Source organism: Laspinema palackyanum D2c, assembly GCF_025370875.1.
Lineage (GTDB): Bacteria > Cyanobacteriota > Cyanobacteriia > Cyanobacteriales > Laspinemataceae > Laspinema > Laspinema palackyanum.
Map to the genome: position 1 here is coordinate 105,910 of NZ_JAMXFD010000016.1, position 19,979 is coordinate 125,888.

Below are 19,979 nucleotides of genomic sequence, written 5' to 3' on the forward strand. Positions count from 1 at the left end.
TCTCTTCATGTTCGTAGGAAACAAGAGGCAGAGCCTCCAATTGGCATTCCCTGGCTCTGCCAGGGAACAAGGTCATAAACTAGCCTGCGTAGGCAGGCTTTGTCCGTATAACCCCACCCTTTAGGGTGCGGGTTTTCACGGGAATTATTGTGTGGTTGAGGAAGTGTGTATGCAGTTAGAATCGATGCCAAATTCACCGGAAAATCAATCCAAGTTAAATTGGGTGATTACCGCATTTTTTATTGCCATTCATTGCCTTGCTTTATTTGCACCCTGGTGCTTTTCCTGGTCCGCATTAGGGGTAATGTTATTACTCCACTGGTTTTTAGGAAGTATTGGCATTTGTTTGGGCTATCATCGCCTTTTGAGCCATCGGAGTTTTCAAGTTCCGAAATGGCTAGAATATACGATCGCCCTCGTCGGTGCATCGGCACTCCAAGGCGGACCCATTTTCTGGACTGCCGGACATCGGCTACATCATGCCTATACTGAAGATGAAATCAAAGACCCCTATTCGGCGCGTAAGGGCTTTTGGTGGAGTCATCTCCTCTGGATGATTTATCCGCGTCCCGAATTTTTCAACAAAGAATTGTATAACCGATTCGCTCCAGATTTAGCTCGTGATCCCTTCTACCGTTGGCTTGATCGCTACTCTCTCTTGCTGCAAATCCCGTTAGTGGTTGTCCTGTATCTCTTAGGCGGTTGGCCCTTTATCGTCTATGGCGTGTTTGTGCGAATTGTGCTGCTATGGCACAGCACTTGGCTGATTAACTCGGTTACCCATCTGTGGGGATATAAAACCTTTCCCACAGAGGATAATTCCCGGAATCTCTGGTGGGCGGCCATTTTCACTTATGGCGAAGGATGGCATAATAATCATCATGCTTATCCCAATGTTGCCAAAGCCGGTTGGCGCTGGTGGGAATTGGATATGACTTGGTGGGCGATTTGGCTTTTAAAAACCGTTGGGTTAGCCAAAAAAGTAGTGATGCCGCCGACAACTAAAGCTCTCTAGGGCGCCGGTAGAGTATTAGAGCAGCTAGGAAAAGAAACCAGGTTTCTGAGCCTAATTTGTGGCTAATTACCCAGATTTCTGTTTAGAAACCTGGTTTCTAACCTTTACTGTACCGGCGTCCTAGGGATAAAGTCGAGCGATCGCTCAAAATGCCGACTTCGGTTGGTTAAAGGAGGAACTCTATAGGGTTGATTCGCGAATCAACCCTACCTGCAAGGGTTAGATATTAAATAATGCGTAAGTTTTGTAGGAATAGGGTAAGCAACAGCCTACCCTACAATTGCTTTAACAACCCAATGGGGATGATTTATGTTTGGGAATTTCCATAATGTCGCGGCGTGTACACCCATTGTTTGCCCGATCGCTGCTGTAGGATGCGAGTTTTACTAGAGCCAATCAACACTAACGTTCGCATATCCGCATCGCTACTCGCTAATTCTCCGAGGGATTTAACCGTCACCGTTTGTCCGGGTCTGCCTAAATTTCGGGCTAAAATTACCGGAGTCTGGGCCGATCGCCACTGCAACAACATCTCTTTCGCCTTTTCCAGTTGCCAAGTGCGCTGTTTCGAGACGGGATTATAGAAGGCGACTGCAAAATCTGCCTGAGCTGCTGCTGCAATCCGTGAGGCGATCGCTTCCCAAGATTTGAGAATATCCGAGAGGGAAATCACACAAAAATCATGGCCGAGGGGGGCACCCACCTGGGCCGCCGCCGCTTGCATGGCGGAAATTCCCGGATAAACCTGAATCTCAATCGACTCCCACCCCGGTTGAGGAGATTGCTCTAGCACCTCAAAAACCGCCGCCGCCATCCCATAAATCCCCGGATCCCCTGATGAAATCACCGCCACCGTTCGTCCTGTAGCGGCTAAATCCAAGGCCGCACGAGCGCGATCGAGTTCCACCCGGTTATCCGATTCATGGCGGATAGTGGAGGGTTTTCGCCACAGTTCCACCAGATCCAGATAGGTTTTATACCCCACCCAATCCGTCGCCGCTTGCAGCATCTCCTTCACTTCCGGGGACATCCAAGCGCTTGAACCCGGACCCGTGCCAATAATTGCCAGCTTTCCGGGGGAGGTGGGGTGGGTGGGATTGAACCGATAGACCAAACAATCGGGACCCGGAGAGGACATCACCCCCTCCCGATTCGGAGACAGAATCTCAATTCTCAGGGTATTGTCCCCCGCCTCGGATTCTGGGACAATCGGCAAACGACTCTGGGCAATCCAGGGCGCTTCCCCAATCAGTTGAACCCGGGCTCCCCCCAGTAAATTGGCAATAAAAGTTTTGGCATCATCGGGATTGACCAACTCGTATCCAGGCGGGGGTGACAAGAGGGTGGTTTGAAAGCGCAGTTCGCCGGTGGTGGTAATCGCTGGCGCTACTTGCAAAACCTTAGCAATTTGCCTTGCGAGATGATTCACCCCCTGCAATCCGCCCAAAAGCGGGACAACGGCACTGCCATCCTCGGCGATCGCCACCACCGGAGGTTCCTGCCACTTATTGCTTAGGAGCGGGGCGATCGTGCGAATCAAAATCCCGGCAGCACAAACCCCCAGGATGGGAGTACCCGTTTGAAACAATTCCCGCACCGTTTCCCCAAAGTTGTCGTAAGGGTGATCCACCGATTGGGTGCGAGTTGCTAATCCATAAATCATCGCTTCTGGAATAGCAGTTTGAATCTGACGAGCAACGGGAAGACTCGCCTCTCCCAAAATGACAATCGCCGGAGCATTTATATGTAATTGATCCTTGAGCATGGATAATAATCAATTGCTAAAAATCCCACAGGATAAGACTTGCAGTCGTCTTTAGACGACTTTAGCTTTTAGGCGTGGGTTTTAACCCTCGCCTCGCCTACTCGCCTACTCGCCTACTGGGGTTGAGTTTGGCTAGGAATGAGAATCAGTGCCCAGTAAGGCACCTCGGCAGGATCGAGTTCCGTAATCGGGACAATTCGCTGATTGGGTTGAGTCGCCCGTTCGATGTAAAGGGCGCGATCGAGTAATCCTAATTCATCGAGGATGGTGCGAACTTTGGCAAAGTGTCTCCCCAGTTTGATGATGACTGCTGCATCTGCCACGGCGAGGCGATCGCGCAAAGTCTCGGCATCCAGCGTTGCTGGCATAATGCTCAAGACATCATTGCGGAAGGTAATCGGCGCACCCAACATTGCCGCACTCGCCATCGTCGAAGAAATACCCGGCACCACTTCCGTGGGAAAGCGCGGTGCTAACCGTTGAAACAGGTACATAAATGAGCCATATAACATCGGTTCTCCTTCACAGAGCACCGCCACATCTTGCCCTGCCGCGAGGTATTCGGCAATTGTTTCAGCCGCGCGATCGTAATGAGGTTGAGACGATCGCTCCACACTAAAGGGCAGAGGCATGGGAATTTCAATCTGGTCAGGACGGATAAAGTCCGCCACGATCGCCCGGGCCAATACTTTGCCATTCTCCAGGGTAGGATAGGCAATCACCGGCACCGTCGTCAAGATGCGGTGGGCTTTGAGAGTGAGGAGTTCCGGGTCCCCTGGACCAATGCCCAAACCGTAGAGTTTACCTGTATTCAAAGTTCATTCTCCTTTGCTAACGCATTCACTGCCGCCGCTGCGATCGCACTCCCCCCCCGCCGACCTTGAAGCGTCATAAAGGGGACGCCGCGACTATTGGCCGCCAGTTCCGCCTTCGATTCAGCAGCACCCACAAATCCCACGGGAAACCCTAGAATCAAGGCCGGTTTAGGAAATCCCCGATCCAATCCTTCCAAGAGATAAAACAGGGCAGTGGGGGCATTCCCGATCGCTACTACGGCATTTTCCAGATGCGGGATCCACAGTTCGATCGCCGCCGCCGATCGCGTATTCTCGATCCGTCTGGCAATCTCTGGCACTTCAGACTCATTCAGGGTACAAATCACCGGATTGTTTGCGGGTAATCGTTTGCGGGTAATCCCATTCGCCACCATTTGCGAATCGCATAAAATCGGCGCACCCGCCCGCAACGCCTCTCGTCCCACCCGAACCGCATTTTCTGATGCCTGCAAATCCTCCACAATATCCGTCATCCCGCAGGCATGGATTAACCGCACCGCCACATGAGCCAAATCATCGGGCAATTGTTCTAAATCAGCCTCGGCACGAATGATGGCAAAAGATTGACGGTAGATGTCCTCCCCATTGCGAATATAATCCATCATGCAATTTCTAATCTCATCCCCTTCTAAACAGTAAAGCCCGCCATCATACCAAATCCGCCTATCAAAAATTTGTTTTCTCTATAGTAGTAGCGCGTCCAGCTTAAAATTGTGGGTTCTATCCCTCCTAACCCGCCTTGCCAAGGCGGGAACTCAGAAATTTTTACCCACAATTTTAGCCTAGACGTGCTAGTAGGGTGGGCACTGCCCACCTTAATGTCGGTGGGCAGTGCCCACCCTACTCTATAGCCCCCGCAGGTGCGTCTACGTCCGCAAGTGCCTCACCCTTTAGGGTGCAGATTTTTCCCGACTTTCAATACCAGATTTCATATCAACAGTTGAAGTTGGTTGATATCAAATCGATGAGTAAAGGCTGGAAACGATTCCTCCGGCGTTGTCCGATGTTGTTGATAGAAAGCCAGTAATTGAGCAATTCGTGATGGCAGTTCAGGGGTTGTTACCTCGCCTAGATAATGTTGATGGGGAATAGATTGGGACTCAAGGGCAAGATCGCCCGAGTCCGAGTTGCTCTCCACCCGACCCACATAAATATGATAGCCCTCTAGGGTCTGACCCGACTGCTCAATAGTTGTCCCCAATAGGGTGATTTCTGCTGGACTGGGTTGAGCGCAAGACTTGGGACAGGCGGTCAAGTGAATATTCACCGGGTACTCTAGGCTCAGGTGCTCATTGAGATAATCCTGAAGGGCGATCGCATCCCTCTGAGTCGCCGTCACCGCCGAAGCACAGCCCGGTTTGCCCGCACAGGCAACGATCGCCGCCTCCACCCGTTCATCAGACACCCCCAATCCTAACCCCGCCAGATGCTGCAACACCTCAGCCACCTCTGGATCCCGAATATCCGGCAGTAAAATCGTTTGCCAGGGCGTTAACCGCAGCCCCTGACTGCCAAAGGTTTGGGATAATTCTGCCAATCCCTGGAGTTGAGTTGGGGTGAGTTGCCCTAATCTCAGATGAATCCCGATGTAAGAGAACCCCCCTTGTCTTTGACCCTGAACCCCTAAATGGGCGTAGGGCTGACTGGGCCGCTGGGGGACCGCCTCCCGCACCAGAGGCAAGGGATGAGTCAGCGACAATACCGCTTGCAGATAGCGCCGTCCCCCCCAGTCTTGTAAGAGATGCTTCATCCGGGGCTTTTTAGCCCTTCCCGCCCGTTGATTTACATAGTCCAAATAGACCTTTACCAAAGCCCCCACCACAGCCACGCAGTCATCTGGGGGAATCAACATCTGAGTATCCCATAATTGTTTGTCCGCCCCGAGGTAGAGTTGAAAATAGACCTCTTGGCTATATCCAACCACTGCTGAAAGCTGAATCTCGTTATACCGATGTTCCCAAGGAACGGGCGATCGCGTGCCAATTCCCACCGCACCGCCTCCATCGATGCCCAGACTAAACTTTGCCGGAAGTCCTACCAGTTCCGGATGATGTTGAATATAAGCATCCAAAGCGGTTACCAACGGACGGGTATCGATCAACTCTTGAGCATCAATTCCCGCCGTCGGGCTCGTCATCACATTCCGCAGATGATCGAGGCGGGGATTTTCCGAGGCTAACCCTAGAGACTGTAATGTTTCCAGGACTTCAGCCGTAGGAGCGCCTTGAACTGCCCGAATTTGCAAATTAGCGCGATTCGTCACCTGGATCACGTCGCTTCCCCAAGTTTGCGCCAGGGTCGCCAGTACCCGTCCTTGCTGGGCATTCAGGAACCCACCGGGAGTCCGAATGCGAATTAAGTAGCCATCCTGGGCAGATGTGCCATAGAATAGCCCCGGACAAACATTCGGTTCCATTAACCAAGCCACAGTCTCCTCCCTCTCTGTGCAACGCAGAACTATAGGGTTAGGGTTCCTCAGATTTAGAAACCCCTTGAGGCTGGTATTCTGACTCGCTTTCAGATGGGCATTTTTTGAGAGTTGGTATTAGCAACTTCCCCTCTCAAATCGCTCCCTCTGCTATGGCATTACAGTTGCGGCACAGTACCGGAATCCCACCGGACTTCCCCAGCATCAAGTTAGGGTAGTTTACCACAGAATCGGGGCTGACTAGAGTAGGGTGGGTACTGCCCAACTTAATGTCGGTGGGCAGTGCTACAATTCTTTACTTGTCCATTGGACCGAATGCAATGTAACCCAACATTTGACCCGGATTTGTTGGGTGGCGCTTCGCTTTACCCAACCTACAACGTGGTATTCCCTGTCACACTGGCATATTGAGCTGCACCGTAAGCCGCACTATCTAGGAGCGTATCAATAGACCATTCCACCCTTGTCTGGGTGAGATGGGGGAAACTCTGGTCAATTCCCTGACGAATCGAGGCGATCGCATCCTGTTTAAATCGTTGATATGCCCCATCGGATGCCGTTTTTTCCTTTTCTTGCGCTCCCCCAGAAATCACAATCAGGTCACAGCCTACCGTATTGACGACATTACGAGCCGCTATACCCAGGCTTGTAAAATACTCTTGCCAAATCGCGACAACATCGGACAGAGGATCATCCATTTGACCCAAGCGACGCAGGGTTTTCGCCACCTCTATATGCTCTCCTTGTAACGCTTCCGGCACATTCCCCTTAGCCTGTCGGTGTTTAACCATATTTCTCAGACCCAATAAAGAGGCTCTCGTTTCCACACATCCCCTCGCACCACATCCGCAGGGATCCGCATTTTCAGAACTATTAATACAAATATGACCCAATTCTGCGGAAACCGCCGGAGCCGACCAGATTTTCCCGTTGATAATCAAAGCGCCACCTAATCCGGTTCCGGTAATAAACTGAGCCATGCAGGAAGAGGCCTTATTTTGAGCCTCGCGGACCCTGTATTCCCGGTAAGCAGCCGCGTCTCCATCATTGAGGAGGAGGGCTGGCAACTGGAGAGCCTCGGAAAGTTTTTGCCTGACGTTGACCCCTTGCCAAGAGTGATCAATATTGGTGGGATAAACACACATTCCCGAAGCATCAATAGGAGTGGGACAACAAGCACCAATGGCTTTTAAATCCTTGAATTGTAGATCATTGGCTTGGAGTAGCTCACTGGTGGCGGTTTTAATCACATTTACGGTAGCGTCGGGACCCTCAGATGCTTTGCAGGGACGATCTAACCTTTTTCCGATGACCCCTTTTTCTGGATCAAATAATCCCAGTTTGACGGTGGTAGCACCAATGTCAATCCCCAAGTAAATGCTCATGATTCTTTCCTAAGATCCAACTCTTTTGGATTATAAACTTTGTAGGTTGGGTGGAATGCAATGTAACCTAACATTTGACCTCAATTTGTTGGGTGGCGCGCTTCGCCTTACCCAACCTCCGACTACGACTTGTCCAGTAGGTTGGACCGAATGCAATGTAACCCAACATTTAACCCGGATTGGTTGGGTTTTGCCCTTCGCTTCACCTAACCTACGACTTGACCCAACCTCCGACTGTAGGGTTGATTCTCGAATCAACCCACCCTAAAAGGGTTCGACATCAAATAATAAGTAACTCCGGTTTTCGTTTCCTTGATTTTGCCTAGTTTCGACTCCATCCAATCAACAGTTTAGCGACCTTCCAAGCCACCACAGCCGCCCCAATACTCAACAACAGGGCGATCGCAAACCGATGTAAATTGTCCCCGTGATTAGGTTGCCAAGGATAGGCGATCGGTTCCTGGAAAATTAAAGCCGAAGTCGAGGCAAAAATTGCCCCAAATGCAATTCCGACCCCCAGAGCCTGAATTTTGTCTTGTAATTTTTGGTTCGCTTTTGCGTCTTGCTCTCGATTCGCTGCCCGGAGAATCAATGTCAAAGGTTCGGATACCCATGTAATTGTCCGTTTTCTAATTAGAACAGTCCAAGAGTTCTTGAATCAGGTTGGGTATAATAGCGGACTGAGCAGGCTCTTGAAGAAAGAACAAAAATTCGTGGGATTGCACCTTGACACGGCTCGTTCTTATAGACTATCACTCTTGGAACCGCTATTTTTGCTAAAAAACACCCGATGCGGCGAGAAACCTGGTTTTTTTCTTATAAAATGGCAGCAGGTCAGGCCAGGAGGGGAATGTGCAGAAGTGGTTATCGGTTGTGGGGATTGGGGAAGATGGGATAGCGGGAATTAGTCCTGTGGCCCGATCGCTCCTGGCTCAAGCTACAGTTATCGTTGGTGGAGAACGTCATCTCGCTATGTTGCCGCCAGAAGACAGCCAAGAAAAACTCCTCTGGACTTCTCCCATTGCCGACTCGGTGCAGCAGGTGATCCAGCGTCGCGGACAAGCCATTTGTGTGTTAGCCACTGGTGACCCTCTGTGCTACGGCATTGGTGTCACCCTCCTGCGCCACATTCCCATCACTGAAATGACCCTCGTTCCTGCTCCCTCTGCCTTCAGTCTAGCCTGTGCGCGCCTAGGTTGGTCCCGGACTGAGGTGGAAACTCTCAGCCTCTGTGGACGAGACCCGGCCCTGTTAAATGCCGTCCTGTATCCCGGGGCCCAAATTCTTGTCCTCAGTGCGGACAAAACTACCCCCTCCACTGTCGCCGAATCTCTCACATCCCAGGGGTATGGCAATAGTCAAATGACGGTGTTAGAGCGCATGGGCGGCCCCCAGGAACGTCTGACTGAGGGCATTGCCGCCACCTGGACTGAGACCGAACTGGATAATCTGAATACGATCGCCATTCATGTCCACTCCCCCGCTTTCTCCCCCCTCTCTCCCCAGACTCCAGGACTACCGGACACCGCCTACCACCATGATGGACAGTTGACAAAACGAGAAGTGCGTGCAGTTACCTTATCCAGCCTTGCACCCCTGCCGGGACAACTGCTGTGGGATGTGGGAGCAGGCTGTGGTTCGATCGCTATTGAATGGATGCGGACCGATCGCCGTTGTCGAGCGATCGCTATTGAGCAACATCCCACTCGCCTACAATACATTGCCAACAATGCCAACGCATTGGGCGTACCTCACCTCACTATCATCCCCAAACCCGCCCCCGATGCCCTCAAAAACCTCCCCGAACCCGATGCCATCTTCATCGGGGGGGGTGTTACCACACCGGACCTCCTAGAAACCTGCTGGCAGGCCCTGCGTCCCGGCGGTCGTCTCGTCGCCAATGCCGTCACCGTCGAGAGCGAACAAACCCTCTTCCAAGGATATCGCCAATGGGGAGGTCACCTCACCCGCATTGCCATTCAACGAGCGGAACCTGTGGGAAAATTTTTAGGCTGGAAGGCAATGGCACCCGTCACTCAATGGGTGGTGGTGAAGCAACAACCGGCGGGGGTTAAAACCTCCGCCTAACAGCTCAAGTCGGCTTCAACCGACTGAAGTACCTGTTGCCACAACTGGCGGGGGTTAAAACGATTGGCGGCCTAACAGCTTAAGTCGGTTTCAATCGACTGAAAACACCACGGGATAAGACTTGCAGTCGTCTAAAGACGACTTGAGCTATGAGGCGGGGTTTTTAACCCCCGCTGGTTGTTGCAACTGGTGCAAGATCTCAGCTACAACCTACTTTTAAGCCATGCTAAGGCTCCCTCAACATCTGCCACCCTGTCTCCGGGTGGGACAGGTGCACGTTGGATCATCACCACCGGAATGCTTAACTCCCTGGCAGCAATGATTTTGGCATAAGTGGCATCACCGCCACTGTTTTTACTGACGATCGCCCCAATCTGATACTGCTGCAACAGCGATCGCTCATCGTCTAGGCCAAATGGCCCCCGTTCCAACAGCAACTTGCCTGGGGGAACTGCTGCATCCGGTGAGGGTGGATCAATCATCCGCATCAGAAACCACAAATCTTGCAAGTGAGCAAAGGCAGCCAATTCTTGCCGACCAATCGTGAGAAAAATCCGGTGAGCAAGGGTTGGTAATACCCCTGCTGCGGCTTGATGGCTCTCGACTTCAATCCAGCAGTCGCCCTCCTGACGTTCCCACCCGGGACGCATCAGCATTAAACGGGGAATAGCCACCGCAGCAGCAGCCTCAGCGGCATTCCCTGAAATTTGCGCCGCAAAGGGATGGGTGGCATCAATCAGCAGATCAATGTGCTGTTCTCGCAAATACTGGCTCAGTCCTGCCACGCCACCAAACCCACCAATCCGAGTGTTTTGCGATCGCACCACCGCCATCCGAGTTCGACCGGCTAAAGAGGTTATCACTTCCACCCCGGGGATTTCAGCCATGCGATCGGCTAACTCCCGAGCATCTCCGGTTCCACCGAGGATCAGCACTCGTTTCAGGTTCAAGTTAGAGCTAAAATCCACTGATACTGCCCCTGATTTACCTCATCAAATATTTATACCATTCCTGCTTTCCTTATCCTCTTGTCCCCCCCTCACCTTTACAAGGAGAGGGGGCTAGGGGGGTGAGGTTCTTCCCCCCTCACCTTTACAAGGAGAGGGGGCTAGGGGAGTGAGGTTCTTCCCCCCTCTGCGAACCCCACCAGATCAAGAAAAGCCCGCTGATGCGGGCTTTTTTTCTGGCGCGGGAGAGTTGACTCTCCCGCCGATCTATCTATCTTACTGAAAAGCTAGATTATTTCATGGTTTCTTCCAACTTGGCGATGTCGAGGAGAGTCTTCATCACAGAGTCGGGGTTCAAACTGATGGAGTCGATACCCAGTTCCACGAGGAAGCGTGCAAATTCGGGATAGTCCGAAGGCGCTTGACCGCAGATCCCAATCTTGCGACCCGTTTTCTTCGCGGTTTGAATGACCATCGTCACCATATCTTTAACCGCTTGGTTGCGTTCATCAAAGATATGTGCCACTAAGGAAGAGTCACGGTCCAGACCCAAAGTGAGCTGGGTCAAGTCATTAGAACCGATCGAGAAGCCATCGAAGACTTCGGCGAATTGTTCGGCCAGAATGACGTTACTGGGGATTTCACACATCACATAGACTTGCAGTCCGTTTTCGCCGCGTTTGAGACCGTATTTTTCCATCGTCTCTAACACTTTGCGACCTTCGTCAGGGGTGCGGCAGAAGGGAATCATCGGAATGACGTTGGTCAGACCCATGTCGTCGCGGACCCGTTTGAGGGCGACGCACTCTAACCCGTAGGCTTCGGTATAGTTGGGGTCGTAGTAACGAGAAGCACCCCGCCAGCCGATCATTGGGTTTTCTTCTTTGGGCTCGAATTGCTTACCACCGAGGAGGTTGGCATATTCGTTGCTCTTGAAGTCAGACATCCGGACAACGACTGGGTTGGGATAGAAGGCAGCGGCGATCGTGCCAATCCCATGCGCCAATTTGTCTACGAAGAAGTCAGGTTTGTGCGAATACAGTTTCGTCAGTTCAGCAATCTCGCTCTTGACGGCTTGATCTTCGAGTTTGTCGAAGTGAATCAAGGCCAAGGGGTGAGCTTTGATGTGGTTGGCGATGATGAACTCAAACCGGGCTAAACCAACGCCATCGCAAGGAATAGAGGATAAACCGAAGGCTTCTTCTGGGTTGCCGACGTTCATCAAGATTTTGGTCTTGGTGCGTGGCAGGTTGTCGATCGCCGTTTCCAAAACCTCGAAGGGAACTAAACCTTCATAGACTTTGCCTTCTTCCCCTTCAGAACAAGATACAGTGACCTCTTGACCACTCTTGATATCCTGGGTGGCAGTTCCGCAACCGACGATGGCTGGAATCCCCATTTCCCGGGCGATAATGGCGGCGTGGCAAGTCCGTCCCCCTTGGTTGGTGACGATCGCACTCGCTTTTTTCATGATCGGTTCCCAATCCGGGTCCGTCTTGTTGGTAACTAAGACTTCACCTTGTTGGAACAGGTCAAGATTGTGTACATCTAAGATGACACGAGCTTTACCTTGGCCAATCATTTCACCAACCGCACGACCCCGAACCACAACATCACTGCTGCCTTGGAGTTTGAAGTTGCGGATGACGTTTCCGGCTTTTTGGGATTGGACGGTTTCTGGACGTGCTTGCACGATGAAGAGTTCGCCAGTAATCCCGTCTTTGGCCCACTCAATGTCCATTGGGGTATATTTGCCCCGGGATTCGCTGTAGTGGTCTTCGATGATGCAAGCCCATTTGGCTAAGGTGAGAATTTCATCATCGTTGATACAGTATTGATCGCGTTCGGGAGCGGAAACTGGGACGTTTTTCGTCAGTTTCGACCCGCCTACATCATACACCATTTTGATTTCTTTACTGCCCAAGCGTTTTTCGAGGATTGGGCGTTTGCCTTCTTTGAGGGTCGGTTTGAAGACAAAGTATTCATCGGGGTTGACTGCACCTTGGACGACGTTTTCCCCTAAACCGTAAGCCGCAGTGACTAAGGCGGCATTCTTGAAGCCGGTTTCTGTGTCGATGGAGAACATGACGCCAGAACTGGCTAAGTCAGAACGGACCATTTTTTGAACGCCTACAGAAAGCGCGACGCTGAATTCGTCAAAGTCGGGACGCTTCGAGGCATATTGATGGCGATAGGAGATGGCGCGATCGGTAAATAAGGACGCGAAGCACTTATGACACGATTCAAGCACACCTTTGACGCCGTGTACGTTGAGGTAAGTTTCCTGTTGTCCGGCAAAACTCGCATCAGGTAAGTCTTCGGCAGTAGCGCTAGAACGAACGGCTACGTCAAGATCGCTGCTAAATTTTTCGCAGACTTCTTGATACTCTGGGCCAAAGCGCTTGCAGAATTCAGCGTTAGCACCATAGGTTTCGCACAATTTGAGGTAAGCCGCTGCGATCGCATCGTCTAATTCTTTCGGGAATGGGGTGTTCATCACCATTGCCCGCGCTTGCTTGCCGCGCTCCCGCAGATTGTTGACGTCGTTGAGATCCAGATCCGCAAACAAGGTCCGTAGTTTCTCCTCTAACCCTGCTTTCTCGATAAAATACCGATAGGCATAAGCTGTGGTGGCAAAGCCGGTGGGGACGTTAACTCCCTTTGATTTAAGCTCTTGGATCATTTCACCTAATGAGGAGTTTTTCCCCCCCACCAAGGCTAAGTCTGCTAATCCTACTTCTTCAAAGAAAAGTACAAACTGTGTTTCTTTGGAACCTTTGGCTGATTGTTGTTCTGGAGCTGTAGAAACCATATATCCTACTCCTGTTACCTGATGCTCGTCTTTAAACGTTGTAGAAAGTTAAACTTCTTTGTTTTTCACTTTCCACGTAAATCATAACTCAGATTTTTCAAATTCGACAACTTTTAAAATCTTTATTTTGAACTTTTTATGACAATTGGATTTTGCTCTTCTATTTCTTAGCTTTTTAGCTAATTTAAAATATTGTAACGTATTCTCTCCCGCCGATCGCCGTAACTTTGTTAAAAGAATATTTAGATTGCTTTAACATCTAAGGGGTTGTTTATTTCTTAATGTTAAGCAGTCCCCTTCCTCCCTGGGGGTCAAATTGAGCCGACAGGGGAATCTTTACTCCGTCAATCTCCCGGGGGATTTCCCCCTTGTGAGAACCTCGGATTGCTGGGAAAATCAGGATAAAATTTTCAAGATTAATTAGACCGAAATGTTATCCCGATCGCTTGACTTCTGTTCCCCCTTCCCCTATGAACAAGCTTTTTCGGCATTGGCCCAGGTCACCCCTCTCCCATGACCCATTAAGCGATCGCCTTTTTTGGTCCACCACCCTGCCCTTAGAATCTCCGGTTCTCTCTATTTAATGACTCATCCCACCCCAGCGATCGCCTGAACTGCCCTAATCGCTTGAATTGGCCTAATTGAGTCGGTTTTCCGCGCATTCTGCCGGGGAAGGTGAACCCTTGACCCGAGGACCGCTATCCCGCATCCGGGAAAATCCCTAATGGAAAGGGTCCTCAACCCCGAACCCTTTCCATCAGAGAGCAAGAATTGCTACCCTAGAGAGGGGAAGAATCAAGTTAGTCCAATTTGGATTGTGACAATATGCCGGAAACAGGGGCGGTATTACAAGAACGGTATCAACTGCAACAGCAGTTAAACGATAACCCGACCCGGGAAACCTGGTTAGCAGTCGATTTGACCACCGAGGAACTCGTGGTGGTGAAGTTGCTCGTCTGGGGAGGTGCGAAAGCTTGGGAAAGTCTCAAGCTGTTTGAACGGGAGGCGAAGGTCCTCCAAAATTTAGCCCATCCGCGCATTCCTCGGTATCGGGATTATTTTGCGATCGATGATGGCACCCTCTGGTCCGGGTTAGTTCAGGAGTATATTCCTGGTGCATCCCTTCAGGACTGGCTCGATCGCGGTAGGCGGTTCACAGAAGAGGAAGTGGAAGGAATCGCCACAGCCCTGTTGAATATCTTATGTTATCTGCATGAGTTGAATCCTCCCGTCCTCCACCGAGATATTAAACCCAGCAATATTATATTAGGAGAAGACAACGAAATTTATTTAGTGGATTTCGGGGCCGCCCAAGACCGGAACTTGCTCACTCCCGGACGCAGCTTTACCGTAGTTGGCACTTATGGCTATACTCCGTTAGAACAATTTGGGGGACAGGCGGTCCCGGCATCGGATTTATATGCCTTGGGTGCAACTTTGGTTCACCTCCTCACCGGCGTACCCCCTGCCGAGTTACTCCAGAAGAACTTGCAGCTAGAATTTGGCGATCGCCTCAGTCCCCAATTCAACCCCTATTTAATCAGTTGGTTGCAAACCCTGACGCAAACCCAGGTGGACAATCGCTATCCCACCGCCTCCGAGGCGATCGCTGCCTTAGCAGGAGTCGCCACCCTCTCCACGGACAACGCCCCCTATTATCAACCAGACATCACCCCGATTCAACTGAGCAAAACCCCCCAAAAACTAGAAATCATCCTCCCCGAACCCGGATTAAAAGTCGTAACCTGGGGGTTAAATTTATGGCAACGGGGATTAAACCTAATCGAACGCACGATCGCCTCCTTGCGAGATAATCTTAGCACTTCCGATATCATTGCTCAGGTATTAGTGTATCTATTAATCGGCATTGGTTCCTTGTCCCTGTTGTCCTTGGTCCTCCAAGTGGTAACCGTCATCCTGCCGATCTTAATTCCCCTGGGTATGGTTGCCTGTTTGAGCGAGTATTTTGAACGAACCATCGTCTGTTTAGAACGCGATCGTAACACCTTTGAGATCCAGCAAAAACGACTAGGATTTACCTATCGCCGCCAACTCGGCGTCACCGCCAATATTAAAACCGTTTCCATCTTTTATGACAATAAAAAATTTGTCATGGGAGTCGCCCTCACCGCCGGACCCCGACCCGGATATTATCAACAATATGCCTTTGGAAATAGCGGACGAAAACTCACCGAGGAAGAATGTACCTGGTTAGCCGAAGAAATCGAAGACTGGTTGGATCTTGAATCGGAAGACTTATCGCCAGAACCCGACTGGCATCAGTAATGGGTGATAGAATTATCCATTAATCGTTTCCTGTTGGGAGTCTAAACATGGCACTGAAATATACTAATCGGCGAGGGCAAACCTACTTTCTGCACCAAGGCACCACTAAAACCGGCAAGCCTAAGTATTATTTTTCCCTAAAACCAAAGGGAAATTTAATCAATGTAATTCCCGATGGGTATGAAATTTATGAAAACCCCAATAGTCAAGTTTATTTGCGGAAAATTAAGCCCAAGTTGTTTAGCGATCGCGAATTAGAAACCGTGGAACAGGGGATTAAACAATACAGCAAAGTTAAGAACTTCATCATTGATGTTAAAGACAAAAGTATTATTATCTATCTTCCCGATCAAGATGTGGACAATCTGTCGGACATCTTAAGCGAATTAGGAGGGAGAGACATCTCTTCACGTCACATAGAGACTCTCCTCACTTATGGCCCAATGATGCGATTTCTAAGAAGGAAAGACTCGAAGAAGTTCTGGGTACAACGGTGGTGCTTTCGCGGGTCAGTGGACGATTGGATTGATTTAGCCGCAGGGGAAGATTTAGAAAGCCTGGTGAAAAAATATGCTCCCCATTTAGGTCAAGAGTCATTCTATGAACTGTACGGATTTTAGGGAGAATAGCAGCAGGTTCAGATACTGGAATCGGGGGGAATTGAGCGGGAATCCCTTCCTCTGCCTAAAATGCGTTGGCGAAGGCTTCCGAAGGAATCGCCTCGGCTGCTGACTCTACTCCTCCCGATATATTTTTTCCCAGATTCACAAGATTTTCACAAATCTGCGCTACCGTGGCTGATCAGAGTTAGCTATTTTGCCTCACTTGCCGTGAGTTTAGCAGGCTGAAGTTATGGCTTGTGGGGTAATCTAGCTAACTCTCCTCGATTCCTCGCCCTCTCCCACCCGGGAAACTCCTCGGATCCGCCCTTAACCCTGGGAACAGTTCACAGGGGCGAAACCCTTCCCCAGTCGTGAGTTAGATTATCTTACCCTTCAGGACGGCGATCGGCCTCTAGTTCCCGTAAACGAGCCTCCAATTCCCGCAGACGTGCTTCTGCTGACTCCGCTCGTTGACGTTGTTGTTCCGCCTCCTGACGCTGTTGTTCGGCTTGTTTGGCTAACTCCGTTGGAGTCAGAAATTGCTCCCCATCAGGACGGTAGATAGTGAACTGTTCCTCCTGCAATTCAAAGCGAATCCCTAACCGGGGACTGGTAAAGTTTTCCGGCTGCTCAATCACCTGTAGGGAACCCGCCTGATCGCGTATCCACCCATTGAAATCCAGGCGATCGGGGTCGAACACATAATATTCTTCCACCCCATAACGGTCATAAAACTGCTGTTTCTTCGCCATCTCCTTGAGACGATTGCCAGGGGAGAGAATTTCAAACACCACTTGGGGAGGAATGTTCCCTTCTTCCCATTGCTTATAAGACCCGCGATCGCCTTTAGGTCGTCCGATCGCCACCATCACATCCGGCGCTTGACGCAGTTTATTATTTCCTTCGATGGGATACCAAAGTAAATCCCCCGCGACAAAAATATTCGGATCATCATCAAACAGAATTTCTAAATTCTCTTTAATCACCACAATCCAGCGAAACTGGCGAGTATTATCAGACATCGGATTTCCGTCACAATCGGGATAGATGACCTTTGTGGGTTGAGGGGTAGTTACCATAAAATTAGACCTCTCAATGATTGAACTGCAAGTAACACCATTCAGTCTGTGTCAGACCCTCTCTGACCCGACTTTTAAAGTGTTTCCGTCGGTGGCTAGGGCTCGCTGACATTTTAGCTGATTTTTTCGTCAATGGTCAAGAAAGGGATTTTTGGGGCGCTTAATTTTCCTCTAACCCGGTTTGCAGGGCTGATATCAGGCGCGTTGGAGGTCCGGACTCATGGATACCGTGGGGTTTTCAGAGGATGTAGGCGATTCTCCTGTTGAGACGCTTTTCGATTCTCCTGGTGTGGGTGAAGAAACTTGCATTTATGGTATTAATAAAGTAAGTTTCACGGTGCTGTTAAGACTGGAAAAGATTCTCAAAATAATTTTTGTTATTCCATTGATAAATACTAAACTCCTTAATGTCTAATGATAAAATTCGTCCAGTTTTGTACTCTTCTGCTAACAGAACTAGGGATGCGTCTGCTAAATCCATCGGAACATCGCGATATTTATTCATCAAATCTTTGAGTCTGGCGATATGGTCAGGCTTAATTTCAAAAACTTGAAATAATCCCTCAGACATGGCATTAATAAACGTAACCGAAGATTGAACTCCCCGACGAGCTTGTAAAAAGTAGCAAGTTTCCGTAACGACACACCATGTAGTAATCAGAGGTTCATTATATTGACTAAAAGTTTGTTTAGCCGCTTCATGGTAGTTATCATTTTTGTTAGCCAAGGCAACCCAAAAGCCGGTATCAACAATAATCATTTTTCAGTGCCAATTTCCTGCATTAATATTGATTCGCAGTTTTCAGCTAGGTCAGGTTCAGCTTCAATACACCCAATAAAGCCAATTTTAGTAAAATTCTCCAGATGGTTAGTAGAAGTAGTCAACAGTTGTTGATAATAATATTCAAGGGCTGCCCCTAAAACTTCATCTGTATTTTGTTGAGTTTGTTGTTGGATAAAAGCAAGTTTTTGAGCTTGTTCGTCAGTGAGTTGAGTGGCAATTTTCATAATTTCCTCCTTTTGTTTATCAACCTATGGATATTTTAACCTAAAAAACGCAAATCCTCAAATCTCCTCTAACCAAGTTTCAATGGCAGCGATTAGATTGGGTTGATTGGGGGGAAAGCCTTTTAACGGCGCGTCTAGGAGTTCGTCGGGTTTGAGAAACTAGATTTTGAAAGGATTAATAATAGTTAATTGATGCTCTACAATTAAACCATCTTGCATATCTTCAGAATAAAGAATGTTTGCCTTACCAGATAAAGCACTAGCCACTATTAATCCATCCCAAAAAGATAGATGGTAATTCATTCTCAATTGGGATGCTCTTTTCAGAATAGCCGTTGTTACATCTATCACTTGACATTGTTGTTCAAATTCTTCAATCAGTTGAATAATTTGGGTTTCAGGAAAATTAACTTTTTTCCTTAAAACCGAGCAAGTCTCATTAATAACCTGTGTACTGACTACGATATTGTTTAGGTTGGTTAATGAAACGGCTATTTTGCGTTTTCTAGCATCTTCCTGGGGATTTTGGTCTTGATCCGCTAAGAAACGATATAACCAGATATTAGAATCAATAAATATTGTTTGATGAATCATGATTTTCTTTCGTGAATTTCATCTCTTGTTGGTTTGCTCCACCCTTTAACACTAATAGGTTGTTTTGCTAATTGATCCATTAATCTGGGCTTGGCTGTTTCTTCTGAAACAATAATCACTTTAACGTCACTTCCTTCTTGAATATTTTGTTGATATTCGGGTGGAATTTCTATCATACCTTGTTTAATTTGCGCTTTAAATTCAAAGGAGTTAACCATTCTCAACCTTCTTTTGTCTATAAAACTATGGATATTTTAACCTAAAAAATGCAAATCCTCAAATCTCCTCTAACCAGGTTTCAATCGCGGATATCAGATTCGGTTGATTGGGCGGAAACCCTTTTAACGGCGCTTCTAGGGGTTCCTCAGTGAGGGAGGCAACGGCAATGACCCCCGGGAGTTTTTCACAGAAGCTGATGAGTTCCGGGGTGGGATGTTCGCAGTCCGTCAGAAGGAGGGCGCGGTGGGGGAGGAGTTGGCGGCGTTGCAGTGGTTTGAGGTGGCAGCGCAGTTGGGCGGGGGTTGTGGGTTCCGGGGGGTCTTCCTCGGGACATGGGGTGTCCCAGGATGGGGTGTGGTGGGGGATGCCGCTAAGTGGTGAAGTAGAATATCATTAAAGGTGATTTAGTACCGTGAGGCTTCGTCAATGATGACATTTAATGATGTAGTTGAAGCAATTAAAAGTCTTTCTACCCATGAAAAAGAAGAAATTCAATCATTGTTGCAGCAGTATCTCCGTGAAGAGCGTCGCGATAAGATTTATGAGAATTTCCAAGCAGCCCAGAAAGAACAACAACAAGGAAACCTCAAGTTTTCTAACCAGATTGACGAATTGAGACAACTGATTGAGGAATAATCATGGAAGTCAGTTTCAGTTCAGCTTTTAAACGGGCTTTTAAAAAAAGGATTAAAGGGAATGAAAACTTAGAGTTAAAATTTTGGCAAAAACTAGAAATATTTACGTCAGACCCTTACGACCCGAGCTTAAGAACCCATAAGCTATCAGGAAAACTGAAGGATTTATGGAGTTTCACTGTAGATTAAGACGTGAGCGTATTATTTTATCTTACCGAAGATAACAAGGCTATTTTTGTTGATTTCGGCAGCCATGACGAAGTTTATTAAGGGGTTAGAA

Annotated in this window: 21 protein-coding genes and 1 pseudogene; 7 read left to right on the forward strand and 15 right to left on the reverse strand. The window is 49.1% G+C overall.

Annotation, left to right across the window (positions count from 1 at the left end; all coding sequences use genetic code 11):
• Positions 1-169: 169 nt before the first annotated feature.
• Positions 170-1,015, forward strand: a complete 846-nt coding sequence (locus tag NG795_RS18200; protein ID WP_367290059.1) for an acyl-CoA desaturase — start codon at positions 170-172, stop codon at positions 1,013-1,015.
• Positions 1,016-1,322: 307 nt separating this feature from the next.
• Here the strand turns inward: NG795_RS18200 and cobJ are convergent, their stop codons facing one another.
• The 6 genes from cobJ to NG795_RS18230 form a co-directional block, all read right to left on the reverse strand.
• Positions 1,323-2,759 carry a precorrin-3B C(17)-methyltransferase gene (cobJ, locus tag NG795_RS18205; RefSeq protein ID WP_367290085.1) on the reverse strand — a complete coding sequence of 479 codons (1,437 nt, stop codon included), beginning with the start codon at positions 2,757-2,759 and terminating at the stop codon, positions 1,323-1,325.
• A 134-nt stretch (positions 2,760-2,893) separates the two neighbouring features.
• Entirely contained in the window at positions 2,894-3,595 is a 702-nt protein-coding gene (locus tag NG795_RS18210) for a precorrin-2 C(20)-methyltransferase (RefSeq protein ID WP_367290060.1), read from the reverse strand.
• Positions 3,592-4,221, reverse strand: coding sequence for a precorrin-8X methylmutase (locus tag NG795_RS18215; RefSeq protein WP_367290061.1), 630 nt, complete (start codon positions 4,219-4,221; stop codon positions 3,592-3,594). The genes NG795_RS18210 and NG795_RS18215 overlap by 4 nt, the downstream gene beginning before the upstream one ends.
• Before the next feature lie 323 nt (positions 4,222-4,544).
• Positions 4,545-6,044, reverse strand: coding sequence for a precorrin-3B synthase (gene cobG / locus NG795_RS18220; RefSeq protein ID WP_367290062.1), 1,500 nt, complete (start codon positions 6,042-6,044; stop codon positions 4,545-4,547).
• A gap of 374 nt (positions 6,045-6,418) precedes the next feature.
• Positions 6,419-7,429: an ROK family protein gene (locus tag NG795_RS18225; RefSeq protein WP_367290063.1), complete on the reverse strand. Its 1,011-nt coding sequence runs from the start codon at positions 7,427-7,429 to the stop codon at positions 6,419-6,421.
• A 322-nt stretch (positions 7,430-7,751) separates the two neighbouring features.
• The gene (locus NG795_RS18230) at positions 7,752-8,027 is read right to left on the reverse strand and encodes a hypothetical protein (protein ID WP_367290064.1); all 276 of its coding nucleotides are present in this window, start codon (positions 8,025-8,027) and stop codon (positions 7,752-7,754) included.
• Positions 8,028-8,281: 254 nt separating this feature from the next.
• Here NG795_RS18230 and cbiE point away from each other — a divergent pair, with 254 nt between their 5' ends.
• Positions 8,282-9,517: a precorrin-6y C5,15-methyltransferase (decarboxylating) subunit CbiE gene (gene cbiE / locus NG795_RS18235; RefSeq protein WP_367290065.1), complete on the forward strand. Its 1,236-nt coding sequence runs from the start codon at positions 8,282-8,284 to the stop codon at positions 9,515-9,517.
• Positions 9,518-9,720: 203 nt separating this feature from the next.
• Here the strand turns inward: cbiE and NG795_RS18240 are convergent, their stop codons facing one another.
• Positions 9,721-10,485 carry a cobalt-precorrin-6A reductase gene (locus NG795_RS18240; protein WP_367290066.1) on the reverse strand — a complete coding sequence of 255 codons (765 nt, stop codon included), beginning with the start codon at positions 10,483-10,485 and terminating at the stop codon, positions 9,721-9,723.
• A 271-nt stretch (positions 10,486-10,756) separates the two neighbouring features.
• The gene (gene ppsA / locus NG795_RS18245) at positions 10,757-13,276 is read right to left on the reverse strand and encodes a phosphoenolpyruvate synthase (protein ID WP_367290067.1); all 2,520 of its coding nucleotides are present in this window, start codon (positions 13,274-13,276) and stop codon (positions 10,757-10,759) included.
• 825 nt (positions 13,277-14,101) lie between these two features.
• Here ppsA and NG795_RS18250 point away from each other — a divergent pair.
• Together NG795_RS18250 and NG795_RS18255 are read left to right on the forward strand one after the other, a co-directional pair.
• Positions 14,102-15,562: a serine/threonine protein kinase gene (locus NG795_RS18250; RefSeq protein ID WP_367290068.1), complete on the forward strand. Its 1,461-nt coding sequence runs from the start codon at positions 14,102-14,104 to the stop codon at positions 15,560-15,562.
• A gap of 47 nt (positions 15,563-15,609) precedes the next feature.
• Positions 15,610-16,182, forward strand: coding sequence for a hypothetical protein (locus NG795_RS18255; RefSeq protein WP_367290069.1), 573 nt, complete (start codon positions 15,610-15,612; stop codon positions 16,180-16,182).
• Between the two features lie 368 nt (positions 16,183-16,550).
• Here the strand turns inward: NG795_RS18255 and NG795_RS18260 are convergent, their stop codons facing one another.
• The 7 genes and pseudogenes from NG795_RS18260 to NG795_RS28460 form a co-directional block, all read right to left on the reverse strand.
• Positions 16,551-17,243 carry a Uma2 family endonuclease gene (locus tag NG795_RS18260; protein WP_367290070.1) on the reverse strand — a complete coding sequence of 231 codons (693 nt, stop codon included), beginning with the start codon at positions 17,241-17,243 and terminating at the stop codon, positions 16,551-16,553.
• 343 nt (positions 17,244-17,586) lie between these two features.
• The gene (locus NG795_RS18265) at positions 17,587-18,003 is read right to left on the reverse strand and encodes a type II toxin-antitoxin system VapC family toxin (RefSeq protein ID WP_367290071.1); all 417 of its coding nucleotides are present in this window, start codon (positions 18,001-18,003) and stop codon (positions 17,587-17,589) included.
• Complete coding sequence (locus tag NG795_RS18270; protein WP_367290072.1) at positions 18,000-18,251, reverse strand: hypothetical protein; 252 nt, start codon at positions 18,249-18,251, stop codon at positions 18,000-18,002. The genes NG795_RS18265 and NG795_RS18270 overlap by 4 nt, the downstream gene beginning before the upstream one ends.
• A gap of 57 nt (positions 18,252-18,308) precedes the next feature.
• Positions 18,309-18,380 (reverse strand): annotated as a pseudogene (locus tag NG795_RS28455) (NACHT C-terminal alpha/beta 1 domain-containing protein); the annotation flags it as partial.
• 30 nt (positions 18,381-18,410) lie between these two features.
• The gene (locus tag NG795_RS18275; protein WP_367290073.1) at positions 18,411-18,845 is read right to left on the reverse strand and encodes a PIN domain-containing protein; all 435 of its coding nucleotides are present in this window, start codon (positions 18,843-18,845) and stop codon (positions 18,411-18,413) included.
• Positions 18,842-19,063, reverse strand: a complete 222-nt coding sequence (locus NG795_RS18280) for a hypothetical protein (RefSeq protein ID WP_367290074.1) — start codon at positions 19,061-19,063, stop codon at positions 18,842-18,844. Before NG795_RS18280 ends, NG795_RS18275 begins: the two co-directional genes overlap by 4 nt.
• A 58-nt stretch (positions 19,064-19,121) precedes the next feature.
• Positions 19,122-19,355, reverse strand: a complete 234-nt coding sequence (locus NG795_RS28460) for an NACHT C-terminal alpha/beta 1 domain-containing protein (RefSeq protein WP_436836064.1) — start codon at positions 19,353-19,355, stop codon at positions 19,122-19,124.
• Between NG795_RS28460 and NG795_RS18285 the strand changes: the two genes are divergently transcribed.
• The 3 genes from NG795_RS18285 to NG795_RS18295 are packed head-to-tail and all read left to right on the forward strand — an operon-like array spanning position 19,278 to position 19,888.
• Positions 19,278-19,445, forward strand: a complete 168-nt coding sequence (locus NG795_RS18285) for a hypothetical protein (RefSeq protein ID WP_367290075.1) — start codon at positions 19,278-19,280, stop codon at positions 19,443-19,445. The two genes, NG795_RS28460 and NG795_RS18285, sit on opposite strands and share 78 nt — an antisense overlap.
• Before the next feature lie 45 nt (positions 19,446-19,490).
• On the forward strand, positions 19,491-19,700 hold the full coding sequence (locus NG795_RS18290) for a hypothetical protein (RefSeq protein WP_367290076.1): 210 nt from the start codon (positions 19,491-19,493) through the stop codon (positions 19,698-19,700).
• Between the two features lie 2 nt (positions 19,701-19,702).
• Positions 19,703-19,888 carry a type II toxin-antitoxin system RelE/ParE family toxin gene (locus NG795_RS18295; protein ID WP_367290077.1) on the forward strand — a complete coding sequence of 62 codons (186 nt, stop codon included), beginning with the start codon at positions 19,703-19,705 and terminating at the stop codon, positions 19,886-19,888.
• Positions 19,889-19,979: the final 91 nt, after the last annotated feature.